This is a genomic window from Halobellus litoreus, assembly GCF_024464595.1.
Classification (GTDB): domain Archaea; phylum Halobacteriota; class Halobacteria; order Halobacteriales; family Haloferacaceae; genus Haloquadratum; species Haloquadratum litoreum.
In genome coordinates, this window is the sequence record NZ_JANHAW010000001.1 from 1,377,685 (window position 1) to 1,400,173 (window position 22,489).

Annotated in this window: 18 protein-coding genes; 7 read left to right on the forward strand and 11 right to left on the reverse strand. The window is 65.0% G+C overall.

Annotation, left to right across the window (positions count from 1 at the left end; translation table 11 throughout):
* Nucleotides 1-86: 86 nt before the first annotated feature.
* The 3 genes from NO360_RS07045 to NO360_RS07055 are packed head-to-tail and all read right to left on the reverse strand — an operon-like array spanning nucleotide 87 to nucleotide 3,389.
* Nucleotides 87-740, reverse strand: coding sequence for a dolichol kinase (locus NO360_RS07045; RefSeq protein WP_256306906.1), 654 nt, complete (start codon nucleotides 738-740; stop codon nucleotides 87-89).
* Between the two features lie 3 nt (nucleotides 741-743).
* A complete protein-coding gene (glyS, locus tag NO360_RS07050) occupies nucleotides 744-2,543 on the reverse strand; it encodes a glycine--tRNA ligase (protein ID WP_256306907.1) in 1,800 nt (599 codons plus the stop codon).
* A complete protein-coding gene (locus NO360_RS07055; RefSeq protein WP_256306908.1) occupies nucleotides 2,544-3,389 on the reverse strand; it encodes a CBS domain-containing protein in 846 nt (281 codons plus the stop codon).
* Nucleotides 3,390-3,877: 488 nt separating this feature from the next.
* On the opposite strand from NO360_RS07055, the gene NO360_RS07060 reads away from it, so the two are divergent.
* From NO360_RS07060 to NO360_RS07075, 4 genes are all read left to right on the forward strand, one after another.
* Entirely contained in the window at nucleotides 3,878-4,045 is a 168-nt protein-coding gene (locus tag NO360_RS07060) for a DUF7556 family protein (protein ID WP_256306909.1), read from the forward strand.
* 99 nt (nucleotides 4,046-4,144) lie between these two features.
* A complete protein-coding gene (locus NO360_RS07065) occupies nucleotides 4,145-4,564 on the forward strand; it encodes a PPC domain-containing DNA-binding protein (RefSeq protein ID WP_256306911.1) in 420 nt (139 codons plus the stop codon).
* Nucleotides 4,565-4,566: 2 nt separating this feature from the next.
* On the forward strand, nucleotides 4,567-8,274 hold the full coding sequence (locus NO360_RS07070; RefSeq protein WP_256306912.1) for a DNA polymerase II large subunit: 3,708 nt from the start codon (nucleotides 4,567-4,569) through the stop codon (nucleotides 8,272-8,274).
* A gap of 272 nt (nucleotides 8,275-8,546) precedes the next feature.
* A complete protein-coding gene (locus tag NO360_RS07075; RefSeq protein ID WP_008418277.1) occupies nucleotides 8,547-8,753 on the forward strand; it encodes a cold-shock protein in 207 nt (68 codons plus the stop codon).
* A gap of 363 nt (nucleotides 8,754-9,116) precedes the next feature.
* On the opposite strand, the gene NO360_RS07080 is transcribed toward NO360_RS07075, so the two are convergent.
* The 4 genes from NO360_RS07080 to NO360_RS07095 form a co-directional block, all read right to left on the reverse strand.
* On the reverse strand, nucleotides 9,117-10,862 hold the full coding sequence (locus tag NO360_RS07080) for a BCCT family transporter (RefSeq protein ID WP_256306914.1): 1,746 nt from the start codon (nucleotides 10,860-10,862) through the stop codon (nucleotides 9,117-9,119).
* A 580-nt stretch (nucleotides 10,863-11,442) separates the two neighbouring features.
* The gene (locus NO360_RS07085; protein WP_256306916.1) at nucleotides 11,443-12,990 is read right to left on the reverse strand and encodes a sulfatase; all 1,548 of its coding nucleotides are present in this window, start codon (nucleotides 12,988-12,990) and stop codon (nucleotides 11,443-11,445) included.
* A 73-nt stretch (nucleotides 12,991-13,063) separates the two neighbouring features.
* Nucleotides 13,064-13,426, reverse strand: a complete 363-nt coding sequence (locus tag NO360_RS07090; protein ID WP_256306917.1) for a NifU family protein — start codon at nucleotides 13,424-13,426, stop codon at nucleotides 13,064-13,066.
* A gap of 88 nt (nucleotides 13,427-13,514) precedes the next feature.
* Nucleotides 13,515-13,838, reverse strand: a complete 324-nt coding sequence (locus tag NO360_RS07095) for a DUF5783 family protein (protein ID WP_256306919.1) — start codon at nucleotides 13,836-13,838, stop codon at nucleotides 13,515-13,517.
* 165 nt (nucleotides 13,839-14,003) lie between these two features.
* Here NO360_RS07095 and NO360_RS07100 point away from each other — a divergent pair, with 165 nt between their 5' ends.
* Entirely contained in the window at nucleotides 14,004-15,089 is a 1,086-nt protein-coding gene (locus tag NO360_RS07100) for a CNNM domain-containing protein (RefSeq protein WP_256307129.1), read from the forward strand.
* Nucleotides 15,090-15,330: 241 nt separating this feature from the next.
* Here NO360_RS07100 and NO360_RS07105 read toward each other — a convergent pair whose 3' ends face one another.
* The gene (locus tag NO360_RS07105) at nucleotides 15,331-16,020 is read right to left on the reverse strand and encodes an RNA ligase partner protein (RefSeq protein ID WP_256306921.1); all 690 of its coding nucleotides are present in this window, start codon (nucleotides 16,018-16,020) and stop codon (nucleotides 15,331-15,333) included.
* Nucleotides 16,021-16,185: 165 nt separating this feature from the next.
* Between NO360_RS07105 and NO360_RS07110 the strand changes: the two genes are divergently transcribed.
* A complete protein-coding gene (locus NO360_RS07110) occupies nucleotides 16,186-17,319 on the forward strand; it encodes an RNA ligase (protein WP_256306922.1) in 1,134 nt (377 codons plus the stop codon).
* A gap of 1,150 nt (nucleotides 17,320-18,469) precedes the next feature.
* Complete coding sequence (locus NO360_RS07115) at nucleotides 18,470-19,081, forward strand: helix-turn-helix domain-containing protein (RefSeq protein WP_256306924.1); 612 nt, start codon at nucleotides 18,470-18,472, stop codon at nucleotides 19,079-19,081.
* A gap of 289 nt (nucleotides 19,082-19,370) precedes the next feature.
* On the opposite strand, the gene recJ is transcribed toward NO360_RS07115, so the two are convergent.
* The 3 genes from recJ to cobA form a co-directional block, all read right to left on the reverse strand.
* Entirely contained in the window at nucleotides 19,371-20,822 is a 1,452-nt protein-coding gene (gene recJ / locus NO360_RS07120; RefSeq protein WP_256306925.1) for a RecJ family nuclease, read from the reverse strand.
* Between the two features lie 77 nt (nucleotides 20,823-20,899).
* Entirely contained in the window at nucleotides 20,900-21,664 is a 765-nt protein-coding gene (locus tag NO360_RS07125) for a uroporphyrinogen-III synthase (RefSeq protein WP_256306926.1), read from the reverse strand.
* The gene (cobA, locus tag NO360_RS07130) at nucleotides 21,661-22,488 is read right to left on the reverse strand and encodes a uroporphyrinogen-III C-methyltransferase (RefSeq protein WP_256306928.1); all 828 of its coding nucleotides are present in this window, start codon (nucleotides 22,486-22,488) and stop codon (nucleotides 21,661-21,663) included. Before cobA ends, NO360_RS07125 begins: the two co-directional genes overlap by 4 nt.
* Nucleotide 22,489: the final 1 nt, after the last annotated feature.

The following is a 22,489-nucleotide window of genomic DNA, read 5'->3' on the forward strand; positions in this document are numbered from 1 at the left end:
GCCCGCGTTTCGTCGTGATCGTACAAAAGTCGTCCTGTGGTCAGTCGGGGAGCGTCGCGGGCGACCCCGGCCCAGGAGGAACCACCTCACCCGAACACCGGCGCGGCACCCGTCACCGCGAGAACGACGCCGGCGGCGACCGAGGCCGCCGGGGGAATCGAGAGGTTGTCGTCGACGACGTAGCCCGCGAGCACGGGCTTGAAGCCGTCGGCGAGGGTCGCGCCGAGGGCCGCCGCGACCGACGCCGCGAGGCCGGCCGCCACGCCCGCGGCGGGGACGAGAAACGGGAGCGAGACGGCGAGACAGACGACGAACATCGCGACGAGCGTCCGGAGCCGCTTCGGCTCGCCGGCCTCGCGGGTCGTCCCGAGGACGCCCGAGATCGGATCGCCGATCGTCAGCATCAGCGCGGCGGGAACCGCGACGTGGGGGGCGAACACGAGGACGACGGCGGTGATGCTGAACACGAACAGCGCGTATCCCGCGACGTTCGACTGCTCGTAGGAGCGCGTGAGGTTGTCGTAGATTGACCACTCGAGCCCGACGACCAGGCGGAAGAACTCCAGCGCGGCCGCGATGGCCGACGCGAGCAGCATCACGGAGCCGAGTTGCGTCCACGTCACGAACTCGAGGACGTACAGGAGCGGGAGCCCGGTGCCGCTGGCGTGGACCAGCCGCCGTCTGAGTTCGCTCTGGGACACACCCGAGAGAACGCCGGAGAGCGGCTGGGAGAGCAGCACCGTCTAGGCGTCCGCACCCGGCGCGACGAGGTCGTACTCGTCAACCAGGTCGTCGAAGGACTGTTCGCCGCTCGCGACGGCGCGGAGCTCCTCGACCAGGGCATCGATCGGGACGCGGACCTGCCGAGCGGTGTCGCGCTCGCGGATCGTGACGCTGTCGGGGCCGTCGCCCTCCAGACCGTCGCGGTCGACGGTGACGCAGAAGGGCGTGCCGACCTCGTCCTGCCGGCGGTACCGGCGGCCGATGCTGCCGGAGTCGTCGTAGACGACACTGAACCCGGACGCTCGAAGGTCGTCGACGAGCGCCTCGGCGCGGTCTGTGAGTTCCGCGACGTTCGAGACCAGCGGGAAGACGCCGACGTCCGTCGGCGCGACCGTCGGCGAGAGGGAGAGATACGACCGCGTCTCGCCGTCGACCTCGTCCTCGTGGTAGGCGTGCGCCAGCAGCGTGTACACCGTCCGGTCGACGCCGAACGACGGTTCGATCACGTGCGGGGTGATGTGCTCGCCCGAGATCGTCTGTTCCTCGATCCGGAAGTTCGCCACGTCGCTGTCGACGGTCTTGGTCTCGCCGCCGACCGTGACCGAGACCGTCTCCGACTCGAACGCCGCGGGGTCGCGCTCGGCCAGCTCTTCGAGCGCCGACTTCACGTCGGCGGCGGCCCCGCCGAACTCGGGGCCGAGCACGCTCATATCCGGCTCGACGACCGCCTTTTCGACCGTTTTGGGCTCGTCGAACTGCCGGAAGATGGTGAAGTCGTCGTCGCTGTGCTCGCCGTGCTTCGAGAGGTCGTAGTCGCCTCGGTAGGCGAAGCCCGCGATCTCGATCCAGTCGCCGTCGACCTCGCTTTCGGCGTCCCAACAGTCCGCGGCGTAGTGGGCGCGTTCGCCCGCGAGGTGCTGACGGAAGCGGAAGCGGTCCATATCGACGCCGACGCGCTCGTACCACTCCTGAGCGATGCCGAGGAAGTAGCCGATCCACGCGTCGCCGACGATGCCCTCGCTGACTGCCTCGCCGACCGTCGTCTCGACGTACTCGCCGTCCTCGCTCCCCTGCGCGGTCGCGGGGTACAGCGTCACCTCGACGTCGGCGACGGAGTCGAGGTCCGGTTCGTCGCGCTCGGGGTCGACGAACTGCTCTAACTCCGCCTGCGTGAACTCACGCGTGCGGACGATGCTCTTCCGCGGCGAGATCTCGTTGCGGTAGGCGCGGCCGATCTGCGTCGCGCCGAACGGGAGGCTGTTGCGCGCGTACTCCTTGATGCGCGGGAACTCGACGAAGATGCCCTGCGCGGTCTCCGGGCGGAGATACCCCGGCGTCGACGACCCCGGCCCGATGTTCGTCTCGAACATCAGGTTGAAGTCCTCGATGGCTTCGCCCGCGAGTGCCCCGCCGCAGTTCGGACACCGGAGGTCGTTGTCGGCGATGAGGTCCTCGACCTCGGCGATCGGCAGCGACTCGGCGTCCTCGACGTCGGTGTTGTCCTCGACGAGGTGATCCGCCCGGTGAGATTCGCCGCACTCGGGGCACTCGACGAGCATATCGTCGAAGCCGTCGAGGTGACCCGACGCCTCGAAGACGGGCTCGGGCATAATCGTCGGCGCTTCGATCTCGAAGTTACCCTCTTGGACAGTGAAGCGGTCGCGCCAGGCGTCCTCGACGTTCGACTTCAGCGCCGCGCCCTGCGGGCCGAAGGTGTAGAAGCCGGCGGCACCGCCGTAGGCCCCGCTCGCGCCGAAGAAGTAGCCGCGGCGCTTGGCCAGCTCGGCGAGTCGCTCGCCCTCGGTCCGCTCCTCGCTCATCTAGAGCGCCTCCAGGAGGTCGACGTCGCGGACGATGCCCACGAGTTGGTCGCCCGCAACGAGCGGGATCTGCTCGATGTCCTCGGTGATCATCGCTTGCGCGACCTCGACGACGGACTTTCGCTTCGAGACCGTCACGACGCCGTCGGACATAAACTTCGAGGCCGGTTCGGAGGGGATCTCGACGTTCCGGGTCGGGACGTAGCGCTTTCCGATGGCCTTGATGCCCTCCCACATCCACTCGTCGTCCTGGCCGGCGACCGAGTCGCCGGTGTCGTCCTCGCCCTCGACGACGCGGGCGACCTCGATGATGTCGACCTCGGTGAGAATTCCGCTCATCCGCCCGTCGTCGTCGAGACAGACCGTGTAGGGGACGTTCGCGTAGTAGATCTCGCGCTCGGCGACCGGCAGCGGCGTCCCGGCGTAGGTCGTGTTCACGTCCGCGGTCGCGACGTCGCCCGCCGTGGCGTCGGTGTCGACCTCGCCGCGGGCGATGGCGTGGATGACGTCGGTGACGGTGACGATGCCCTCGAGGCGGCCGTCGACCACTGGGACCCGCCGGGACCCGGAGTCGAGCATCAGGTGCGCCGCCTCCTCGACGCTCGTGTCGGCGGTGACCGTCGGGACCTCCCGCATCAACACGGCGAGTTGGTCCTCGTCGGGGCGTTCGATCAGTTCCTCGCGGGAGACCAGGCCGCGGTACTCCTCGCCGTCGGCGGAGTTCTTCACGACCGGAACGGAGGAGAAACCGCGTTCCTGGAGGTACTCCAGCACGTCGTCGCGGGTCCCCGGGAGTTCGACAGTGACAACGTCCTCGCGGGGAGTCATCGCGTCGGCAACGTTCATGAGGCGTTGTACTGCGTCACACCTCTTGTACTCTTTGAAGGTTCTCGGACGGCCTCCCGGACGGTTTTCAGCCCGCGAGCGCCGCGCACTAGAAGTGCGACAGTCAGGAGCGACCAGCAGGCCGCCGGTGTGCGGGTGCACCGCGCGGCGTGCGCACCGGGATAGTCATCACCCACCCGAAACGCGTCTCTCGGTCACTTCGCACGCACTTCGCTCACCACTCACACTCGAACAATAGCCGTTACTCGCTTGCTCGGCCGCTGTCGGGTGATCGAGTTGCGTGGGTAACGGCAAACCCTGGGACACTGTCCCATTCGCGGTTTGGTACACATTCGCACGGATTGCCGCTTTAGATCGATCATACGTTTTCCGTTAGGGTTTAATTATATACTAACGTGCGGTATCTGCCGTCATAATATACATAATCGTGAAATAACTCACGACATCGATCCGACGGGTTTATGTATGAATGAGACACACTCACAAACATGACGCCGAATGCGGCGGCTGTGTCCGACGCGTCGCGCGCCGAGGTGATGGCCTCGGTGGACTCCACTCCCGCTCAATCGGAGTTCGTTATCGCGGACATCTCCCGCGATGACGCGTGGCTTTCGATGCGACTGTCGGAGGCGCCGTCGCTCCAAGACTGGGCGTAGGGCTCGGCCTAACGGACGGTTTTTTCCCGGTTCCACCGACCGTCAGTCGCGAGACCGCGACCGGCAGGATTTTTGTCCGCGTCTCCCGAGGAGGTGGATATGCACTATCGCGAGGTCGACGCGAGTCGGGAGTTCCTGCTTCGGCTCGAAACCGGGGCGGACTGGCGCACCGAGATCGAGGAGTTCGCCGACCTCGAAGGGATCGACGCCGCGTGGTTCCAAGCGATGGGGGCCGTCCAGGACGCCGAAGTGTGGTTCTACGACCAGGAAGACAAGGAGTACCAGTCGGTGACGTTCGACGAGCCCCTGGAAGTGGCCGCCTGCGTCGGTAACGTCTCCGACCTCGACGGCGATCGCTTCGCGCACACGCACGCCGTGCTCTCGCGGCCGAGCGGGCAGGCGCTCGCGGGACACCTCAACGCCGCGACCGTCTTCGCCGGCGAGGTGTACCTCCGCGCGTTCGACGAGTCGCTCGTCAGAGAACACGACGAGACGACCGACCTGGACCTCTGGCTGTAACCGTGCGCGACGACGACGAGCGGTACTTCGAGCGGATCGAATCCCGACTCGACGAGGCGTTCGAACGCGCCGAACGCGCGAAGGGGATGGGCTACGACCCCGAACCCGAGGTCGAGATCCCCGTGGCGAAGGACATGGCCGACAGGGTGGAGAACATCCTCGGGATCGCGGGCGTCGCAGAGCGCGTCCGGGAACTCGAAGGCGAGATGTCCCGCGAGGAGGCCGCTCTCGAACTCGTGACCGACTTCGTCGAGGGGACCGTCGGCGACTACGAGGGCCGCGCGGGGAAGATCGAAGGCGCGGTGCGGACGGCGGTCGCGCTCCTCACCGAGGGCGTCGTCGCCGCGCCGATCGAGGGGATCGATCGCGTGGAGATCCTCGAAAACGACGACGGCACCGAATTCGTGAACGTCTACTACGCGGGACCGATCCGCTCGGCGGGGGGCACCGCCCAGGCCCTGTCGGTGCTGGTCGCCGACTACGCCCGGTCGCTGCTCGGCATCGACGAGTACGACGCGCGCACGGTGGAGACCGAGCGGTACGCCGAGGAGATCTCGCTGTACGACAAGGAGACCGGCCTCCAGTACTCGCCGAAGGATAAGGAGACGAAGTTCATCGCCGATCACATGCCGATTATGCTCGACGGCGAGGCCACCGGCGACGAGGAGGTCTCGGGCTTCCGCGACCTCGAACGCGTCGACACCAACAGCGCGCGAGGGGGGATGTGCCTCGTTCTCGCGGAGGGAATCGCGCTGAAGGCCCCGAAGATCCAGCGCTACACCCGCGGCCTCGACGAGGTCGACTGGCCGTGGCTCCAGGACCTCATCGACGGGACGATCGGCAAGTCGGACGCGGAAGCCGAGGCCGCCGACGCCGAGAGTGCGCCAGACGAAGCCGACGAAGAGTCGGCGGCGGACACCGAGAGCGAAGACGGGGGGAGCGAGAACGATGGTGGGGAGGAAGCACCGGACAACGCCGACGAACCCGCGGGACCGCCCCGGCTCGACCCGTCGACCAAGTTCCTCAGAGATCTCATCGCCGGCCGGCCCGTGTTCGGGCACCCGAGCGCCGAGGGCGGCTTCAGGCTTCGGTACGGCCGCGCGCGCAACCACGGTTTCGCGACCGCCGGCGTCCACCCGGCGACGATGCACCTCGTCGACGACTTCCTCGCGACCGGGACGCAGATCAAGACCGAGCGACCGGGCAAGGCCGCGGGCGTCATCCCCGTCGACTCCATCGAGGGGCCGACGGTCCGCCTCGCGAACGGCGACGTCCGGCGGATCGACGACCCCGCGGAGGCCCTGGAGGTCAGAAACGGCGTCGAGAAGATCATCGACCTCGGCGAGTACCTCGTGAACTTCGGCGAGTTCGTCGAGAACAACCACCCGCTCGCGCCCGCCTCCTACGTCTACGAGTGGTGGGTCCAGGACTTCGCGGCCGCCGGCGCGCCCGTCCAGGCGCTCGAAGACGACCCCGCGGTCGACCTCGAACACCCGACGCCGGCGGAGGCCGAGCAGTGGGCCACCGAGCACGACTGTCCGCTGCACCCCGACTACACGTACCTCTGGCACGACGTCTCGGTCGAGCAGTTCGAGGAACTGGCCGACGCCGTCGCTGACGGCCGCCTCGTCCCCAGGGCGTCCGACGGGGGCGTCGCCGACGCTGACGGCCCCGCCGGAGGCCCCGCAGCGAGCGGGAACGCAGCGATCGAGGACCGCGCCGTCCTCGAACTCGCCAACGCGGAACCGATCGCGGAGACGCTCGAACGCCTGCTCGTCGAGCACACGCAGAGCGGCGAGACGATCCGAGTGCCCGAGTGGCGGCTGCTGGTCCGCTCGCTCGGGTTCGCCGTCGACGGGGCCGAGTCGGGATCGGTCGACGACGATACCGTCGCGCGCCCCCGACTCGACCGGACCTGGGGACCGAGCGACCTCTCTCCGGCGGCCCGCGAGTGGGACGACGGCGAGAGCGCCATTCGGGCCGCAAACGAGGTCGCGCCGTTCGAGATTCGCGAGCGCGCGCCGACCCGCATCGGCAACCGGATGGGCCGCCCCGAGAAGTCGGAGTCGCGCGACCTCTCTCCCGCGGTTCACACGCTCTTCCCGATCGGCGAGGCCGGCGGGAGCCAGCGCGACGTCGGCGAGGCCGCCCGCGGCAGAGACGAACAGGGTCGACGCGGCGTCGTCGACGTCCGCGTCGGCGACCGAGTCTGCCCCGACTGCGACGCTCACACCTACCGGACGACGTGCCCCGACTGCGGGGCGCACACCGAACCGCACTACGAGTGCGAGGAGTGCGGACAGGTGATCGAACCCGACGATTCAGGCCGCGTCCACTGCGACCGCTGCGACCGCGACGTCACCAGCCCCGACTGGTTCTCAATCGACGTCGGCGAGGAGTACCGCCGCGCGCTCGAGACGGTCGGCGAGCGCGAGTCCGCCTACGAGATCCTGAAGGGCGTCAAGGGGCTGACCTCCGCGGACAAGACGCCCGAACCGATGGAAAAGGGAGTTCTGCGCGCGAAGAACGGCGTCACCTCGTTCAAGGACGGCACGGTCCGGTACGATATGACGGACCTCCCCGTCACCGCCGTCCGCCCGTCGGAACTCGACGTGACCGCCGCGGACTTCCGCGAGTTGGGGTATCAGACCGATATCGACGGCGAGCCCCTGGAGTTCGACGACCAACTGGTCGAGTTGAAGGTCCAGGACATCGTCCTCTCGGACGGCGCGGCCGAGCACATGCTCAAGACCGCGGACTTCGTCGACGACCTCCTCGAACAGTACTACGGGCTCCCGCCGTTCTACGAGGTCGATGAGCGCGAGGACCTCGTCGGCGAACTCGTCTTCGGGATGGCCCCGCACACCTCCGCTGCGGTCGTCGGCCGCGTCGTCGGCTTCACCTCCGCGGCCGTCGGCTACGCGCATCCGTACTTCCACGCCGCGAAACGGCGGAACTGCGATGGCGACGAAGATTGCGTGATGCTGCTGATGGACGGCCTGCTGAACTTCTCGAAGCAGTACCTTCCCGACAAACGCGGTGGTCAGATGGACGCACCTCTGGTGATGTCCTCGCGCATCGACCCGAGCGAGATCGACGACGAGGCGCACAATATGGACATCGTGCGGCAGTACCCCCGTGAGTTCTACGAGGCCACGCTCGAACTCGACGACCCCGAGGCCGTCGAGGACCTGATTCAACTCGGCGAGGACACCCTCGGCACCGACGAGGAGTACCGCGGGTTCGATCACACCCACGACACCTCCGACATCGCGCTGGGTCCGGACCTCTCCGCCTACAAGACGCTCGGATCGATGATGGACAAGATGGACGCGCAACTGGCGCTGTCGCGGAAGCTCCGCGCCGTCGACGAGACTGACGTCGCAGAGCGCGTCATCGAATACCACTTCCTGCCGGATCTGATCGGGAACCTCCGCGCATTTTCGCGACAGGAGACGCGGTGTCTCGACTGCGGCGAAAAGTACCGAAGAATGCCGCTGACGGGCGATTGCCGCGAGTGCGGCGGCCGTGTCAACCTAACGGTTCACCAAGGATCGGTGAACAAGTACATGGACACCGCGATCCACGTCGCCGAGGAGTTCGGCTGCCGCGAGTACACCAAACAGCGGCTGGAAGTGCTCGAAAAGAGCTTAGAATCCGTGTTCGAGAACGACAAAAACAAGCAGTCAGGGTTTGCGGACTTTATGTAGGACCGTATTGCATCGGGGCCTCACGCCGTCTCCGGCGACGCTCGATCCCGGCGAAAAAAATCTGCGCCAAAAATATCGCTCGCTCGGCCTCCGGCCTCGCTCGCGGTAGAATATCTCGGAGATCGGGAGTCGAGAATTATGCAGAAGCATTGGTTTCACGTCTATTTGTGGCGAATTAGCGGCGGGAGAGACTGCGCTGATGCGGGGTAAGGAGTCGTGGTACCTCGACCCTCGCAAGGGTTATCCCTCACTCTACCTTCTGTCTGTTTGTAATGGCAAACGGTAAGGTTGATTTCTTCAACGACACAGGCGGCTACGGTTTCATCTCGACTGACGACGGCGACCTCGACGACGACGAAGACGTGTTCTTCCACATGGAGGACGTCGGCGGCGAAGACCTCACGGAAGGTACCGAGGTCGAATTCGACATCGAGTCCTCGCCCAAGGGACCCCGCGCGGCGAACGTCGTCCGGCAGTAATACCGAGACGAACCTGTCGCTCACGGCGACAGACACCGATCTCGACTTTTCGACGGTTACACGCCCGAGCTTATGCTATCCGTACACTCCGTACTGGTGGATTCATACGAATAGCGGTGTGCCCCTTCTCTGCCCGCGTCTGCGGAAACTGTTCTTTGCCGGCTCTGTTGCGGTACTCGATCGGTGATACGTTTCAGCAGGTGTGCTGAATACAGGGCGCGTATCTCGCATAGGGCCTCTTCACCCCACTGCGGCCCAGACTATTCACGAGAGACCACACACGGCCGCGTCTCCGTTGGTTGGCTCACTCCTGTTCCCACCAGATAACCTGGTAGATTAAGCGATCGATTCTCGGAAGTACTGTTAGTCATCACTGGGTGAGGGTTCGCCGTCATCGATGTCGATGACGACGCTGCCGTCGTCCTCAATTACGAGGGATCCACGGTCGTCAAGCCGTTCCATCCACTCGGCGAATTCGTCGGACTCCATAATCCGGAGTTCGTTGCCCAGACCCACGTAGACCGTGTAGCACATCAACAGCAGGACGAAGGTAAAGGGAAGTCCGGCGGTGATCGAGGCGGTTTGAAGCGCGTCCAGTCCCCCGCCGATCAGCAGGACGGCGGCGATGACACCCTCGATGACCGCCCAGAAGACCCGCTGGGCGGTCGGAACGTCGTGTTTACCTCCGGAGGTCAGGTGATCGATCACGAGCGATCCAGAATCCGAGGAGGTGACGAAGAAGGTGACTACAAGGACGACTGCCAGCACCGACAGGGGGATTGCCAGTTGGAAGTACGAGAACATTTCGTAGATAGCGGTCGCGACATCGGCGTTCACCGCCGCGACGAGCGATCCACCCGTTTCTAATTCGACGAACAGCGCCGACCCGCCAAACGTAGACATCCAGAAGAACGAAAACAGCGTCGGTACAATAAGGACGCCAAGCACGAACTCTCGGACAGTCCTGCCCCTCGAGATGCGGGCGATGAACATCCCGACGAACGGTGACCAGGAGATCCACCAGCCCCAGTAGAAAATCGTCCAGCCGCTCTGCCAGGAGTTCCCGCCGCCAGTTTGACTCCAGAACGCCAGCTCCGGCAAGGCGCCGATATAGGTGCCGAGGCTCGTGACGAAATTGCCGAGGATGTACAGCGTCGGGCCGACAATGAGCATCAATCCGAGGAGCGTCACCATTAGAAAGACATTGAACTCGCTGAGTCGCCGCACGCCGCCGTCGAGCCCAGCCGCCACCGACAGCGTCGCAATGGCCGTGATGACTCCGATCAGGACCACCTGAATCCAGACCCCTTGCGGGATGCTCGTCGGGAGGAACTGCCCGGAGAGCGTCGTGAGGCCGGCGTTGATTTGCTGGACGCCGATGCCAAGCGACGTCGAGAGCCCGAACAGTGTCGCGATCACCGAGACAATGTCTATTACGTGGCCGGGCCAACCGTAGATGCGCTCGCCCAGCAACGGCCAGAAGATCGACCGGAAGGTCAGGGGCAGGCCGCGGTTGAACGAGAAGAAGGCCAGACCGAGACCGACGAGTGCGTAAATTGCCCACGGGTGGATGCCCCAGTGAAAGAACGTGGTAGCCATCGCGGCCCCGCCAGCCACGGCGCTCCCACTCTGAACCCCGTCGAAAAATGGCGGCACGGACCCGAAATGAAAGATCGGTTCAGCCACGCTGAAGAACATAAGCCCGATCCCCATACCGGCGCTGAACAGCATCGCGACCCAGGAAAAGTCCGAAAACTCCTTGTCTGCCTCAACGCCCCCGATCCGAATAGCCCCGTACTTGCCAAGTGCAAAGTACAGAACGACGATAATGAAGATGTTCACTGAGAGGATGTAGAACCATCCTGCGACAGCGGAAATCCCGGTCTGGATCGCATTGAACACCCCCGCAGACTGCGATCGGAAGATCAGCGTGACTGCGATGAAGAGCGCGATCACAAGGCAGGAGATAGGGAACACCCGCGAATGAACGTCGACTCCGAAGACCTGGACGTTCATATCCCCCGTTTCCCGATCAGTATCCGGGTGGAACAGTTCAACCTGGAGCCCCTCTGAAGTCGCCCCGACGGCTTCGTCGTCAGGTGAGGACATCGACCTGTTCCTCCGGAGCGAATTGCCGTCGGGAACACCTCCGTCTAGCCGTGTTGCGTCGGCCGAACACTCTGTTCCCGATTTCCCGTGCCGCAACCGGGTATGGGTGGCTACCTGCGGTAGCCAGGTGAATAGCTAGGTATTTGCTAACATATACCATCCAGAATATTGTTGTCGTATTGATAATAGTCTTTCGCTGAGCGACAGTGATCACTGACTGGATCCGAAGCAGCGAGGTATCTCGTGTCGGGCAAAGATTCGAGCTCAGCGAACCGACTCAGAAGTCGGTTGAGTGGACAACAGATACTGGGAAGCCCTGCTGGACTCAGCCTCTGTATTCAGCACACCTGCTGAAACGTATCACCGATCGAGTATCGCAGCAGAGCCTCTGTGCCGCATTTCAGGACCTCACGGAAGGTAGGTCGCCAAGACGTTCACGAGGCGGTCGATCCGTGAGTTGAGTTCGCTCTTTTCGTCTTCGTCGTCGCTACCGGACGTCGTAACACGACCGTCGTCACAGGTGTCAAGACCTACTGCCGCGCTGCGCGCCGTCTCGGCCCGAAAATCGGACGGCACCCCGTTACTCCAGATATCCGAGGTCGCGAAGCCGCTCCTGCGCCTCGTCGTCCATCTCGTCGACCGCGTCGTCGGAAACGTCGTCGTCGAGGGCGTCCGTCCACGCGCCGCCGACTGCGGATTCGAAGGCCGCGAGCGTCGCGTCGGCTTCCTCGATCGCGGGGTCGTCACCGGCGGCGACGTTCTCCGTTTCGCCTGGATCCTCGTCGAGTCGGTACGCCTCGTCGTCGATCCGATCGATTCGGACGTACTTGGCGTCGGTCCGGCGCGCGGCCCGCATCCGCGAGTAGTACCGCGAATCGCTGGGAAGCGTGATGCCGGCGGCGGCGGCCTTTTCCTCCAGTTGGTTCAACTCGACGACGGGACGGGAGTACTCGACGAACGCGTACTCGCCGTCGCCGCGCTGTCCGGGATCGCGAGCGGCGTCAGCGAGGCCGTTGAACGTTCGATACGAATCGGAGACGAGCGATCGGGTCCGATCGAGGGCGACGACCTCGTCGTCGGGGTCGGCCGGCGTCCCGCCCTCGACGTCGAGCGTGTCGAGGACGGTGTGATACAGGTCGAGCAGTTCGACCTGGTCCTCGCGTCGATCGGCGTCGAGGGCGGGGTGTTTGACCAGCAGCGGAACGTTCACCAGTGGTTCGTACAGACAGAACTCGTGGCCGTAGAGGTCGTGCTCGCCGTGGAGTTCGCCGTGGTCGGCGCAGACGACGACCATCGTGTCGTCCCATCGCCCTTCCGCTTTCAACCAGTCGAAGAGGCGGCCGAGCTGGTCGTCGATGTGGGCGATCTCGGCGTCGTACAGCCCGCGGATATCGTCCCACTCGTCGGCGTCGATGTCGCGGGCCCCCGAGTTGTACTCCTTGGAGTTCTGACACACCTCCGTCGAGTCGACGCCGGGGGCGAACTCCTCGGCGAACTCCTCGGGCGGGTGGTACGGGAGGTGGGCGTCCATCAGGTTGATGAACGCGAACGATCGGTCCGCGTCCTCGATGAACGACTGCGTCCGATCGATCACGGCGGGCGTCTTCGAGTCCGCGCTGCCGCCGCCGGCGAAGTACTCGTGGGCGGTGTTACCGAGGCTGACGAGTTTGTCCGCGACGGCCCGGAGCGCCTCGTTGTCGTTCATCGTCTTCCACGCGCGGGCGAGGGGACCCGAGAGGAACTCCCCGGGCATCACCTCGAAGAAGTTGTCCTGATCGTCGAATCCGTCGGTCAGGTGCGTGTAGGGCGTGATCCAGGCGTTCGAAGAGTAGCAGGCGGTGTCGTAGCCGGCGGTCGAAAGCGTCTCCGCGAGCGTGGTCGCCCCCTCGAGGTAGGGGTTCTCCTGGTCCGCGCCGTGGCGAGAGGGGTACATCCCCGTGAAGAGCGAGGCGTGAACCGGGAGCGTCCACGGCGCGGGTGCGACGGCCTGCTCGAAGACGGTGGCCTCTTCGGCGAACGCCGCGAGGTTCGGCGTCGTCGGCCGGTCGTACCCGTACGGCGTGAGTCGGTCCTTTCGAACCGTGTCCATCACCACGAAGAGAACGTTCTCGGGTGATTCGGTAGTCATACTCACCTCTCACGGCGACGGCGTCAAAGAGTCACCGGTCCTGGGGCGCGGGGACAGACGAGTATGTGGGGCGTTAGAACGGTGCCTGCGGGCCTTCGTCGCTTTCGGTCTCCTCGCTCGAACTCTCGCCGGGGAACGACGGCGACATTCCGCCCTCGTGGCCGCCACCGCCGCTCATTCCGGTATCGGCGTGGACCGTCTCTATCTCGGGGATCTCTTTGACCATCCGGCTCTTGATCGCCTGGATTGTCATCGGCGAGATGCCGCAGCCCGAACACGCGCCGCCGAGCATAATCGTGACCTCACCGCTCTCGCGGTCGAGGTTCTGGATGGCGGCCGAGCCGCCGTGCATCTGGATCTGCGGGAAGTTCCGGCGGAGGAAGTTCGTGACGCGTTCTTTCAGGTCGTCGTCGCCGCTTGCAGCGTCGGTGCTCATACCCATCGCTTCGGCGGGGACGGGCTTAGGCCTTTGGTTCACTGCACGCGGCCGCTACCCACGACTGCCGCGGTTCGGACGCGACCGCTCACTCGGAGCGGTCCAACCCGAAGACGCGGCGGTGCTGTCGGCGGAGCTCTTCGAGGTACGCATCCAGCACGCCGGAGAGCTTCGCGTCGTCGACGACGACGGCCGTCAGCCGTTCGTGCGGGTTCTCCGGCAGTTCGATCCGGAACTCGCCGTCCTCGTAGAACGGTTCCGACTCGTTGAGGATCTGCTGGTCGATCGCGTGGATCAGTTCGGAGTCGTACTCGTCGTTCATCGCCTCGAAGGCGTTCTTGTACGCCCGTTGCAGCTCGGGGAAGTAGTTCGCGTACTTGTCTTCGAACTTTTCGGGGTCGAAGTCACTCATACCCGTGATTGGTCGGCGGCGGTACAAACCGGTTTTGAGTCTTTGCCTCGGTCGGCCGCGGACTTCGAGTCGCACCTTCGGCTGACCACGGACGGGAGCGAGCGAGAGTCCCACACGTATTTGAGTCGTCACCGACTGGTCGCCGGTATGAGCGTCGCTGGAAGTATGACCGGCGTCGGAATCGCGCTCCGTCTCCTCGCCGGGCTCGCGCTGATCCTGGCAAACGGCTTCTTCGTGGCGATCGAGTTCGCGCTCACCCGGGTTCGACAGTACCCTGAATCGGAGTTCGACGAGCCGGGGCTCCGCAGGGCCTGGGAGATGACCGACGACCTGGAGATCTATCTGACGAGCTGTCAGGTGGGAATCACCGCGTCGAGCATCGCCGTCGGGATCGTCGCGGAGCCGGCGCTCGCCGCGCTCTTCGAGCCGTACTTCGGATCGACGGTCCTGGCGTCGGTCGGCGCGGGCGGCATCCTCGCGTTTCTGATCATCAACCTCCTGCACCTCACGCACGGCGAGCAGACGCCGACGTACCTCGGCGTCGAGCGCTCGAAGTTCGTCGCCCGCTACGGCGCGACGCCGCTGTACTGGTTCGCGAAGCTCATCTCGCCGATCATCGCGCTCGGCGACGGCGTCGCGAAGTGGACGCTGAAACTGTTCGGCATCGAGATGACCGGTGCGTGGTTGGAAGCCGAAACCGACGCGATCGAGTCGCGAGCGGATCTCAGACACGAACTCGGCTCGGTGCTCGACCGCGGCGACCTCTCCGAGGAGCGCCGCGAGGAGGTGCTCAACGCGCTCGAAGTCGGGGCGCGCTCGGTCCGCGAGGAGATGATCCCGCTCGAAGACGTCGTGTTCCTCTCGACGGATGTCTCTCTCGAAGAGAACCTGGAGCGGCTCGAATCGAAGCCTCACACCCGCTTTCCGCTCGTCGGATCGGATCCGGGAGATTTCCGCGGCATCGTGTACGTCCCCGCAGTCGTCACGAACGTCGACGCGCTCAGAGACGGGGAGCTGACGCTCGAATCGCTCGCTGCACCGCCGATGACGCTGTCGGCGGAGACCGAGATCAGCGAGGCGATCGACCAGTTCCAGGTCGAGCGTCAGGAGCTCGCACTCGTCCTCGACGGCGGGGACGTCGTCGGACTGCTGACCGCGACGGACGCCTTCGAGGCCGTGATGGGCGAACTCGACGACCCGCTCGACGTCGCCGACGACGACGGGGGCGGTGCGTCCGAGGAGACGAACTGAACCGGGCGGTTCGCGGCGACGGCAGTGGGTCCGTCGCGGACCGGCACTCGGGCTGGGAACGACACATCCCCAATGGAAGGCAAACAGTCGGCACCCGTCGCGGACGACCCGCCACTCGAACCCGCGCCGACGTGCCGAACAACCGTGGACCGGCGCGGGGCATCGCTTACGTCACGCGGGCTCTGGCCGCCCGCTGATATATAAATCCACGCCGGTCCCGGACACCACTCCTCGTTGAAGCTCAATCCGGTGTGTACCCGTCGACGCCGGAGGCGCGGAGGTACTCTTCGAGGAGCGTCGGGAACTGGGCGCCGCGGACGTACCGGAGGCCGAACTCGTCGGCCCACGAGATGATGCCCCGGTCTTCGGTGACGACACCGGCGTCGAGCTCCCGCGCGAGGACGAGGAGGTCGAAGTCCTCTCGGGAGTCGAGCACGCCCTGCCGAAGCGCCTGTCGGTACTTGTCTCGCATCCCCGAGAGGATGCGGTCGGCCTCGGTCATATACGCCTCGGCGCTGTCGGCCCCGCCGCGCGTCAGTTCGCTCGGATCGAGCTGTTCGACCTCTCGGAGCGCCTCCTCGGAGACGCGGAGTCCGCGGTCGACGCGGTCGCTCATCTCGTCGATGAAGTTGTACACGATGTTCGCCGGGATGGTGACGCCGTAGCGGTCGGGGCTCTTGCGGACGACCCACGTGTCGAGGCGCGAGAAGACCTCCTCGTCGACGTCGCGGTCCCGGAGCATCGTCGCGAGTTCGTCGTGGATCGAGGGCGGCATATGACAGGAGATGTTGAGTTCCAGACGCGCCGTCGCCACGAGGTCCAGCAGCCGAAGCGCGGCGTCCGTCAGCGACTCGCCGTCTCGACGGATCTCCTCGGTGATGAAAAGCGACGTATCGAGGACGAACTGTTGTCGCGGCAGTTCCCCGGGCATACTTCCGCTTCGTACGGGGGCAATAAAAGATGCTACCCCGTCGGCACCGGTTCCATCGCACCGTCGGGACGAGATCGAGTCAACGTCGAGGTCGCTACTCCCTCTCGGGCCGACACCGTCTCGACGCTGCCCGAATCTTTTCACCGAACCGACCGCAGAGAGCGTATGGACGAACGCGCATACTTCGAACGGCTGGACTCCACCGCGTCGGACCCGGCCGAACTGTTCGAGCACTTCGAGCAGCGATCCGTCGGCGGGCGAACGACGCACGTGCTCCCGTCGGCCCGCCACGGTATCGAGCGCGGGACCGTGATCCTCGACGCGGCCGACGCCATCGTCCGCGGGTATCCCAGCATCCCACGGGTGCTGGCGCTCGATGCGGGCGTCACCTCGTTTTTCGAGTCCGGCGAGTCGATTTTCGCCGAGGAGAAACTCGACGGGTTCAACGTCCGAGTCGCCGACGTCGGCGACGAGGGGCCGCTAGCGTTCACCCGGGGCGGCTACGTCTGCCCGTACACCACCGCACGCGTCCGCGACCTCCTCGATCTGGGGGAGTTCTTCGCGACGCACCCCGAGATGATGCTGTGCGCCGAGTTGATCGGCCCTGAAACGCCGTACACGACACACGATTACGCGGAGGTGGACTCGGACGCGATCCGCGTGTTCGACGTGCGGGACCGCGAATCCGCCGTGCCGCTCGCGGTTTCTGAACGCCGAGAGCTCTGTGTCCGGTATGACTTCCCACAGCCTCGACTGTTCGGGCGGTACGACCGCTCGGAAGCGACCGAAGAGATCTGGTCGGCCATCGAGGAACTCGACGCCGACGGTCGGGAAGGCGTCGTAATGAAGACGGCCGACAGCGATTCGATGGTGAAGTACACCACCGAGTCGAAACACCACGACGAACTCGCGGACGCGTTCTCGCTCCCGTTCGACCTGGGTCGGGATTTCGTCTTTTCGCGAATCACCCGCGAGGTGTTCCAGGCGGCCGAGTTCGACGAGAGCGACGAACGGCTCCGCGAGCGCGCACACGACCTCGGCGAGTCGATCCTGCTCCCGGCCGTCGAGACCGTCCGACGGATCGAATCAGGCGAAACCGTGGGCCAACGGCACCGCGTTCGCGGCGGTCACGACGACATCGACGCCCTCCTCGACCACCTGCGCGACCTCTCGTTGACCATCGAAGTCGAGGCGGACTACCGCGAGAACGGCCAGCGCGTCGTGGAGTTCCTGAAAGTGGCAGAATCGACGGTCGATCGAACGACGTACTATCTAGAGGGTGGGACCTACGACGAGTGACGGCCGTAATCGAGACCAGTACTCCGAGACCTGACGACGAGATTCGAGTCGCGGCGGCTTCGGGCACGGTCGTCAGGGAAGCAGCCGTGAAATACCCATCACTGCCACCGTGTCTTCGATCTAAATACGGTTTTCATATATCAGAATATGGTTTATTTTGTCCTATCCGTAGGGGGGCCACTACGACCCTCGATTCACGTACAATACGGACCAAAATGGATGACGACGGCGTAACTGGTGGCCGTAACCCACGAAAACGCCGCGCACGAAACAGTGGGTGACCGAGAAACGGAAGATAATATCAGACATAACAGCCGAACGGGCTATCACCAGCGTGGCTCAGGACTCGTCCGTTCATCCCACATTCCCTGATGAAACGGTAGCCCGGACTCGATCGGACCGAAACGTATCGCGTCCAGGGCGGTATGGAAAGTTGGAGACGTTCGAAGAGAGCGGTGCCGCGTTCTCGGTAGTAGCATACGAGAAGTTCACGACCCGCGCGGAATGCAGTATTCGACGCCCCGAAGAACCGGGAGCATCCAAGCACGCCCCGCGGGCACCGTCTGAACAAACGAGTATTCACCCGAGAGAACAATCCGGGGGAAAACGGGTCCGTAACCCGGGAACGACGCCTCAATAAATCATATACTGCGATACAGAATTAGTTTCCCCAGTTTCAGGGTAGATTTTGGTCGAAGACACCATTAGACTATACGAACCTCTACAACGAATTGCACGTCCGATTACAGGTCATCGTGCGATCGTGGAGCGAAGACTTGCAACCGTCACCGTAGAATCGAAGAGAGACAAAGCGGGTGTCGGAAATGCACCCACTTCCAACAACCGCATCAAGCGGTAGATGATCAAACGCCAGCGGAAACTGGCGGCTGTAACGGACGCGCCGGTCGCCAGTCGGATTTCACGCCGCCGAGGCAGCGTGCGCAGATATCGTATGTTCGCCGCTGTATGCCAACGTCGTCCGGTATCACTCTAACGGGTATACCGAAATCATCGCTCCAGTTGCTTCGGCTGAGAGGGCACCCGACTCCGGCGATAGCACAATCCGAAGTACTACTTTCGTCGGGTCGATAGTATTGACACCCCCAAACGTATGCCAATCATCACCAGAGTGTACTTTTCGCACCCGGATATGGCACTGGCGAACGTTATCTCATCTCTTCCCGAGGTAACCATTCGCGTGCTACAGGAAGTGAGCACGGATCCGGTTAGCGACACCTCGTTTTTCGTTCTCGAAACCGATCGAATCGAGATCCTCGAACACGAACTGGCCGCGGATCACACCGTCGAGGACGCTCAGCAGGTGTCACGGTACGAGGGCTGGCCCGTGTACAGCATCGAGTTCACCCCCGAAACGCTGCTTCTGGGATCGGTTGTGACCGAGCACAACGGATTCGCACTCGCGGCGCATCAGCACGACGGTGGATGGATCGAACGTTGGCAGCTGCCGGGTCGAAGCGCGCTCCAGTCCGTCTGGGAGTACGCGAACGACCAGGCGTTCGAGTTCGAGATACGAACGGTACGCGAGATATCAAACAGTACCGACATACACGGGACAGGACTGACAGAGAAACAAAAAACCACACTGATACACGCGTACAATAACGGGTATTTCCAAAAACCAGCCGAAATAACACTCGAAGAAATCGCCGACGATCTCGACATTTCGATGAATGCTGCCAGCGGTCGAATCAAGCGTGGGATGAGAAATATCATTGAATCAGCTATCAAAGATATCGAATAGCTAAATGGCGGTGTACAACTTGGTCCGGTACTGGCGGCTGATCTACCGCTTAAGTAGATTCGAATAAATACCAATTTCTGCCTATTTATAATATATAAAATAAAATTTGGTATACGCAAAAAGCGTTGGATATTTGTTATGTCTGGATTCAGGTGGCAGGACTATCGGTCGACGGTGAGTGCATCGGCCTCGGGCGGCGTCGACCGCACGCGAGTTTGTCCACGGTCGCGGCGTCCGAGAGAACAGAAGGTCTTGCAGCCCTATCATCGACCGAGAAGGACCGGCGGCCTCAGTCGAGTTGCTCGCCGACGAGCCGGTCCGCCTCGGCGACGAACGCCTCCCGCGTTCCGGTCGGAATCGTCGCGCCGGCGGCCACGTCGTGTCCGCCGCCGTCGCCGCCGACGGCGCGGGACGCTTCGCGCATCACCGCAGAGAGGTCCAATCCGTCGCGGACGAGCGCGTGCGAGCCCCGGGCGCTCACTTTCACCTCCTCGTCGGACTTCTCGGCGAACGCGAGAATGGGAATGTCGCCGCGGATCCCTGAGGCCCCGACGGCCATTCCCGCGACGATACCGACGATGGTCTCGCGGATCCGCGATCCGGCGTCGAACCACTGGACGTCGTCCTCGACGGTCGTCCCCTCGTTTTGGACCCACTGTAACCCCTCCGAGAGGTTGCGCCGGTGATTCCGGAGGAGCGTCCGCGCGCGGTCGAGGGCCTTCTCGCGGTCGCCCAGACAGACCGCGAGACCGACGTCCGCCCGCTCGTAGCGTGCGGTGGCGTTCAGGAGCGTCGAGAACTCCGAGACGTCTCTGAGTTCGGTTCCGGGAGCCTCGTCGGTCAGCGTGTACGTGGTTCCGACGAGCGAGTCGATCCGATCGGCCGGGACGCCCGACGCGATCGCCCGCTGCAGGAGGCCGCTGACGAGCGCCTGTCGTTCGTCCATCGTGAGGTCGACCCAGCGACGCCACTCGCCCCCGTCTTTCAAGTCCAGATCGAGGTTCGAGAGGAACTCGATCGCCCCGTTCTCGTCGTTCGTGATCCCCGGGATTCTGACGTCGGTCGCGTATTCGAGGAACTTCGGGAGCGGCCGGGTCTGCCGGCCGTAGACGAGCAGATCCGTGGCCTCCTCGACGACGCCGGCGGCGACGCCCTCCTCGACGATGCCCTGGTTCGCCCCCGAGAGGCCGCCGTCGGTGCCCTGCATATCGCCGACCGCCCCGACCACGGCGAGGCCCGCGAGGTCCCGGTTGTCGCCCTCGGGTGGTTCGAGCGCCCGCGCGAGGACGTAGCTCGCCCCCGCCCCGGAGAGTTCTGACGCGCCGTCGAGACCGAACAGCAGCGGGTTCAGGTGGTGGGTCGGTTCGTCGACGCCGTCCGGCAGGTCGGCGGGTTGGTGGTGATCGGCGACGACGGGCGTGAACGCGCCGTCGGCCGCGTAGGGCGCGATGACGTCCAACTGGCCGCTGCCGAAGTCGGTGAAGAGCACCGTCTCGTGATCGGTGGCGGCGATACGCGCGACCTCCCGCTCGTCGAGTTGCTTCGCGAAGACGGTCTCGAACGGGATCCCCGCGCGTTCGAGTGCCGCGGCCGCGATCGCCGCGCTCGTCAGGCCGTCGGCGTCGATGTGCGACGCGAGCAACACGCGGTCGGCCGCTCGCAGTCGGTCTGCGCAGGCGACGGCTCGGTCCTGCAGGTCGGGGACCGGCGCGTCGGCACTCGTCGTCGTGTCTGCGCTCATACCCGAGCGTGGGGCGTTCTCGGATTTAAACCTACGTTCGAGCGGGGGGAGAAACGCAACCGCAGGGCCCCGGTGACTTACTCGTGGTACGTCGGGGCGGCTTCCTCGACGACGGCCGTCGCGAGTTCCTCGAAGGTCGCGTTCGCGGGGACGACGTCGACCCGGATCCCGTATCCTTCGGCCGTCTCACGAGTCGGTGCGCCGATGACGCCGACGACGGCCCGGTTCAGGCCCGAGATGGCCTCCTCGCGGACGCCGCGCTCGGCGGCGGCGGCGAGAAAGTTCTCGACCGTGAGCGAGGAGGTGAAACAGACGGCGTCGAGTTCGCCGCCCGCGGCCATCACCGTCGACTGCCCGGCGCCCTCGGGACGGACGAGACGGTAGAGGACGGTCTCGTGGACGTCGGCACCGGCCTCACGGAGGCCGTCGAGGAGCACGTCGCTCCCGTGGTCGCTCCGAGCGACTTCGACGGACTCCCCGTCGACGTCGCCGTCGAGTGCGGCGACGAGGCCCGCGGAGGTGTACTCCTCGGGGACGACGTCGACCGTCCAGCCGGCGTCGCGGGCGGCGTCGGCGGTTCGCGGGCCGATGCAGGCGAGCGCCGCGTCGCCGGGCGTCCAGTCGGCCGCCGCGAGGAGTTCGACGCCGGTCTTGCTCGTCAGGACGACGACAGCGGGGTCGTCCGACGAGTCGGCACCGGTCTCGGGGACCGCGCCGGTGGGCTCGACCGCGAGCATCGGATCGGGGATCGGACTCGCGCCGAGGGAGTCCAGCAGTTCGACCGCGCGCGCCATCCGCTCGTCGTCCGGGCGGAAGACAGCCACGCGAACGTCTCGGGTCACGCTTCGGACACCTCGGCAGTCCCGGTCCGGTTCCGCAGGAACTCGACGACGCGCTCCCGCGTCGCCGCCACGTCCCCGATCACGGTGATCGCGGGCGGTTCGATCCCCTCGCTGTCCCGGACGTCGACGATGGTGTCGAGCGTCCCGCTCGCGACGCGCATCTCGGGCCACGTCGCCCGCTCGACCAGCGCAACGGGCGTGTCCGGATCCATCCCGGCCTCTCGCAGCGCCGCGGTGTAGTCGGGCAGTTTGCCGACGCCCATCAGAACGACGAGGGTTCCGCCGGTCGCCGCGAGCGCCTCCCAGTTCACGGCTGACTCCTCCTTCGTGGGGTCCTCGTGGCCGGTGACGAACGAAACTGAGGAAGTGTGGTCGCGGTGCGTGACCGGGATGCCGGCCGTGCCGGGGCCGGCGATGGCGGAGGTGATCCCCGGCACGACCTCGAAGGGGATGCCCTCGCTGGCGAGGTGCTCCATCTCCTCGCCGCCCCGGCCGAAGACGAACGGGTCGCCGCCCTTCAGTCGGACCACGTCCTTCCCCTCGCGGGCGAGTTCGACCAGTCGTCGGTTCGTGTACTCCTGCGGCGTCCACTCGCCGCCGGCGCGCTTGCCGACGTCTTCGCGCTTCCCGTCGGGGATGGAATCGAGGATCTCGGGCCCGGGGAGTTTGTCGTGTAAGACCACGTCGGCCTCGTCGAGGAGGCGACGCGCCTTCACGGTCAGCAGTTCCGGGTCTCCGGGGCCGCTGCCGACGAGATAGACGGTGCCGACCGGGGCAGTGGAGTCCGTGTCGCTCGCGGGTTCGGTGGTGTCGCCGTCAGCCATC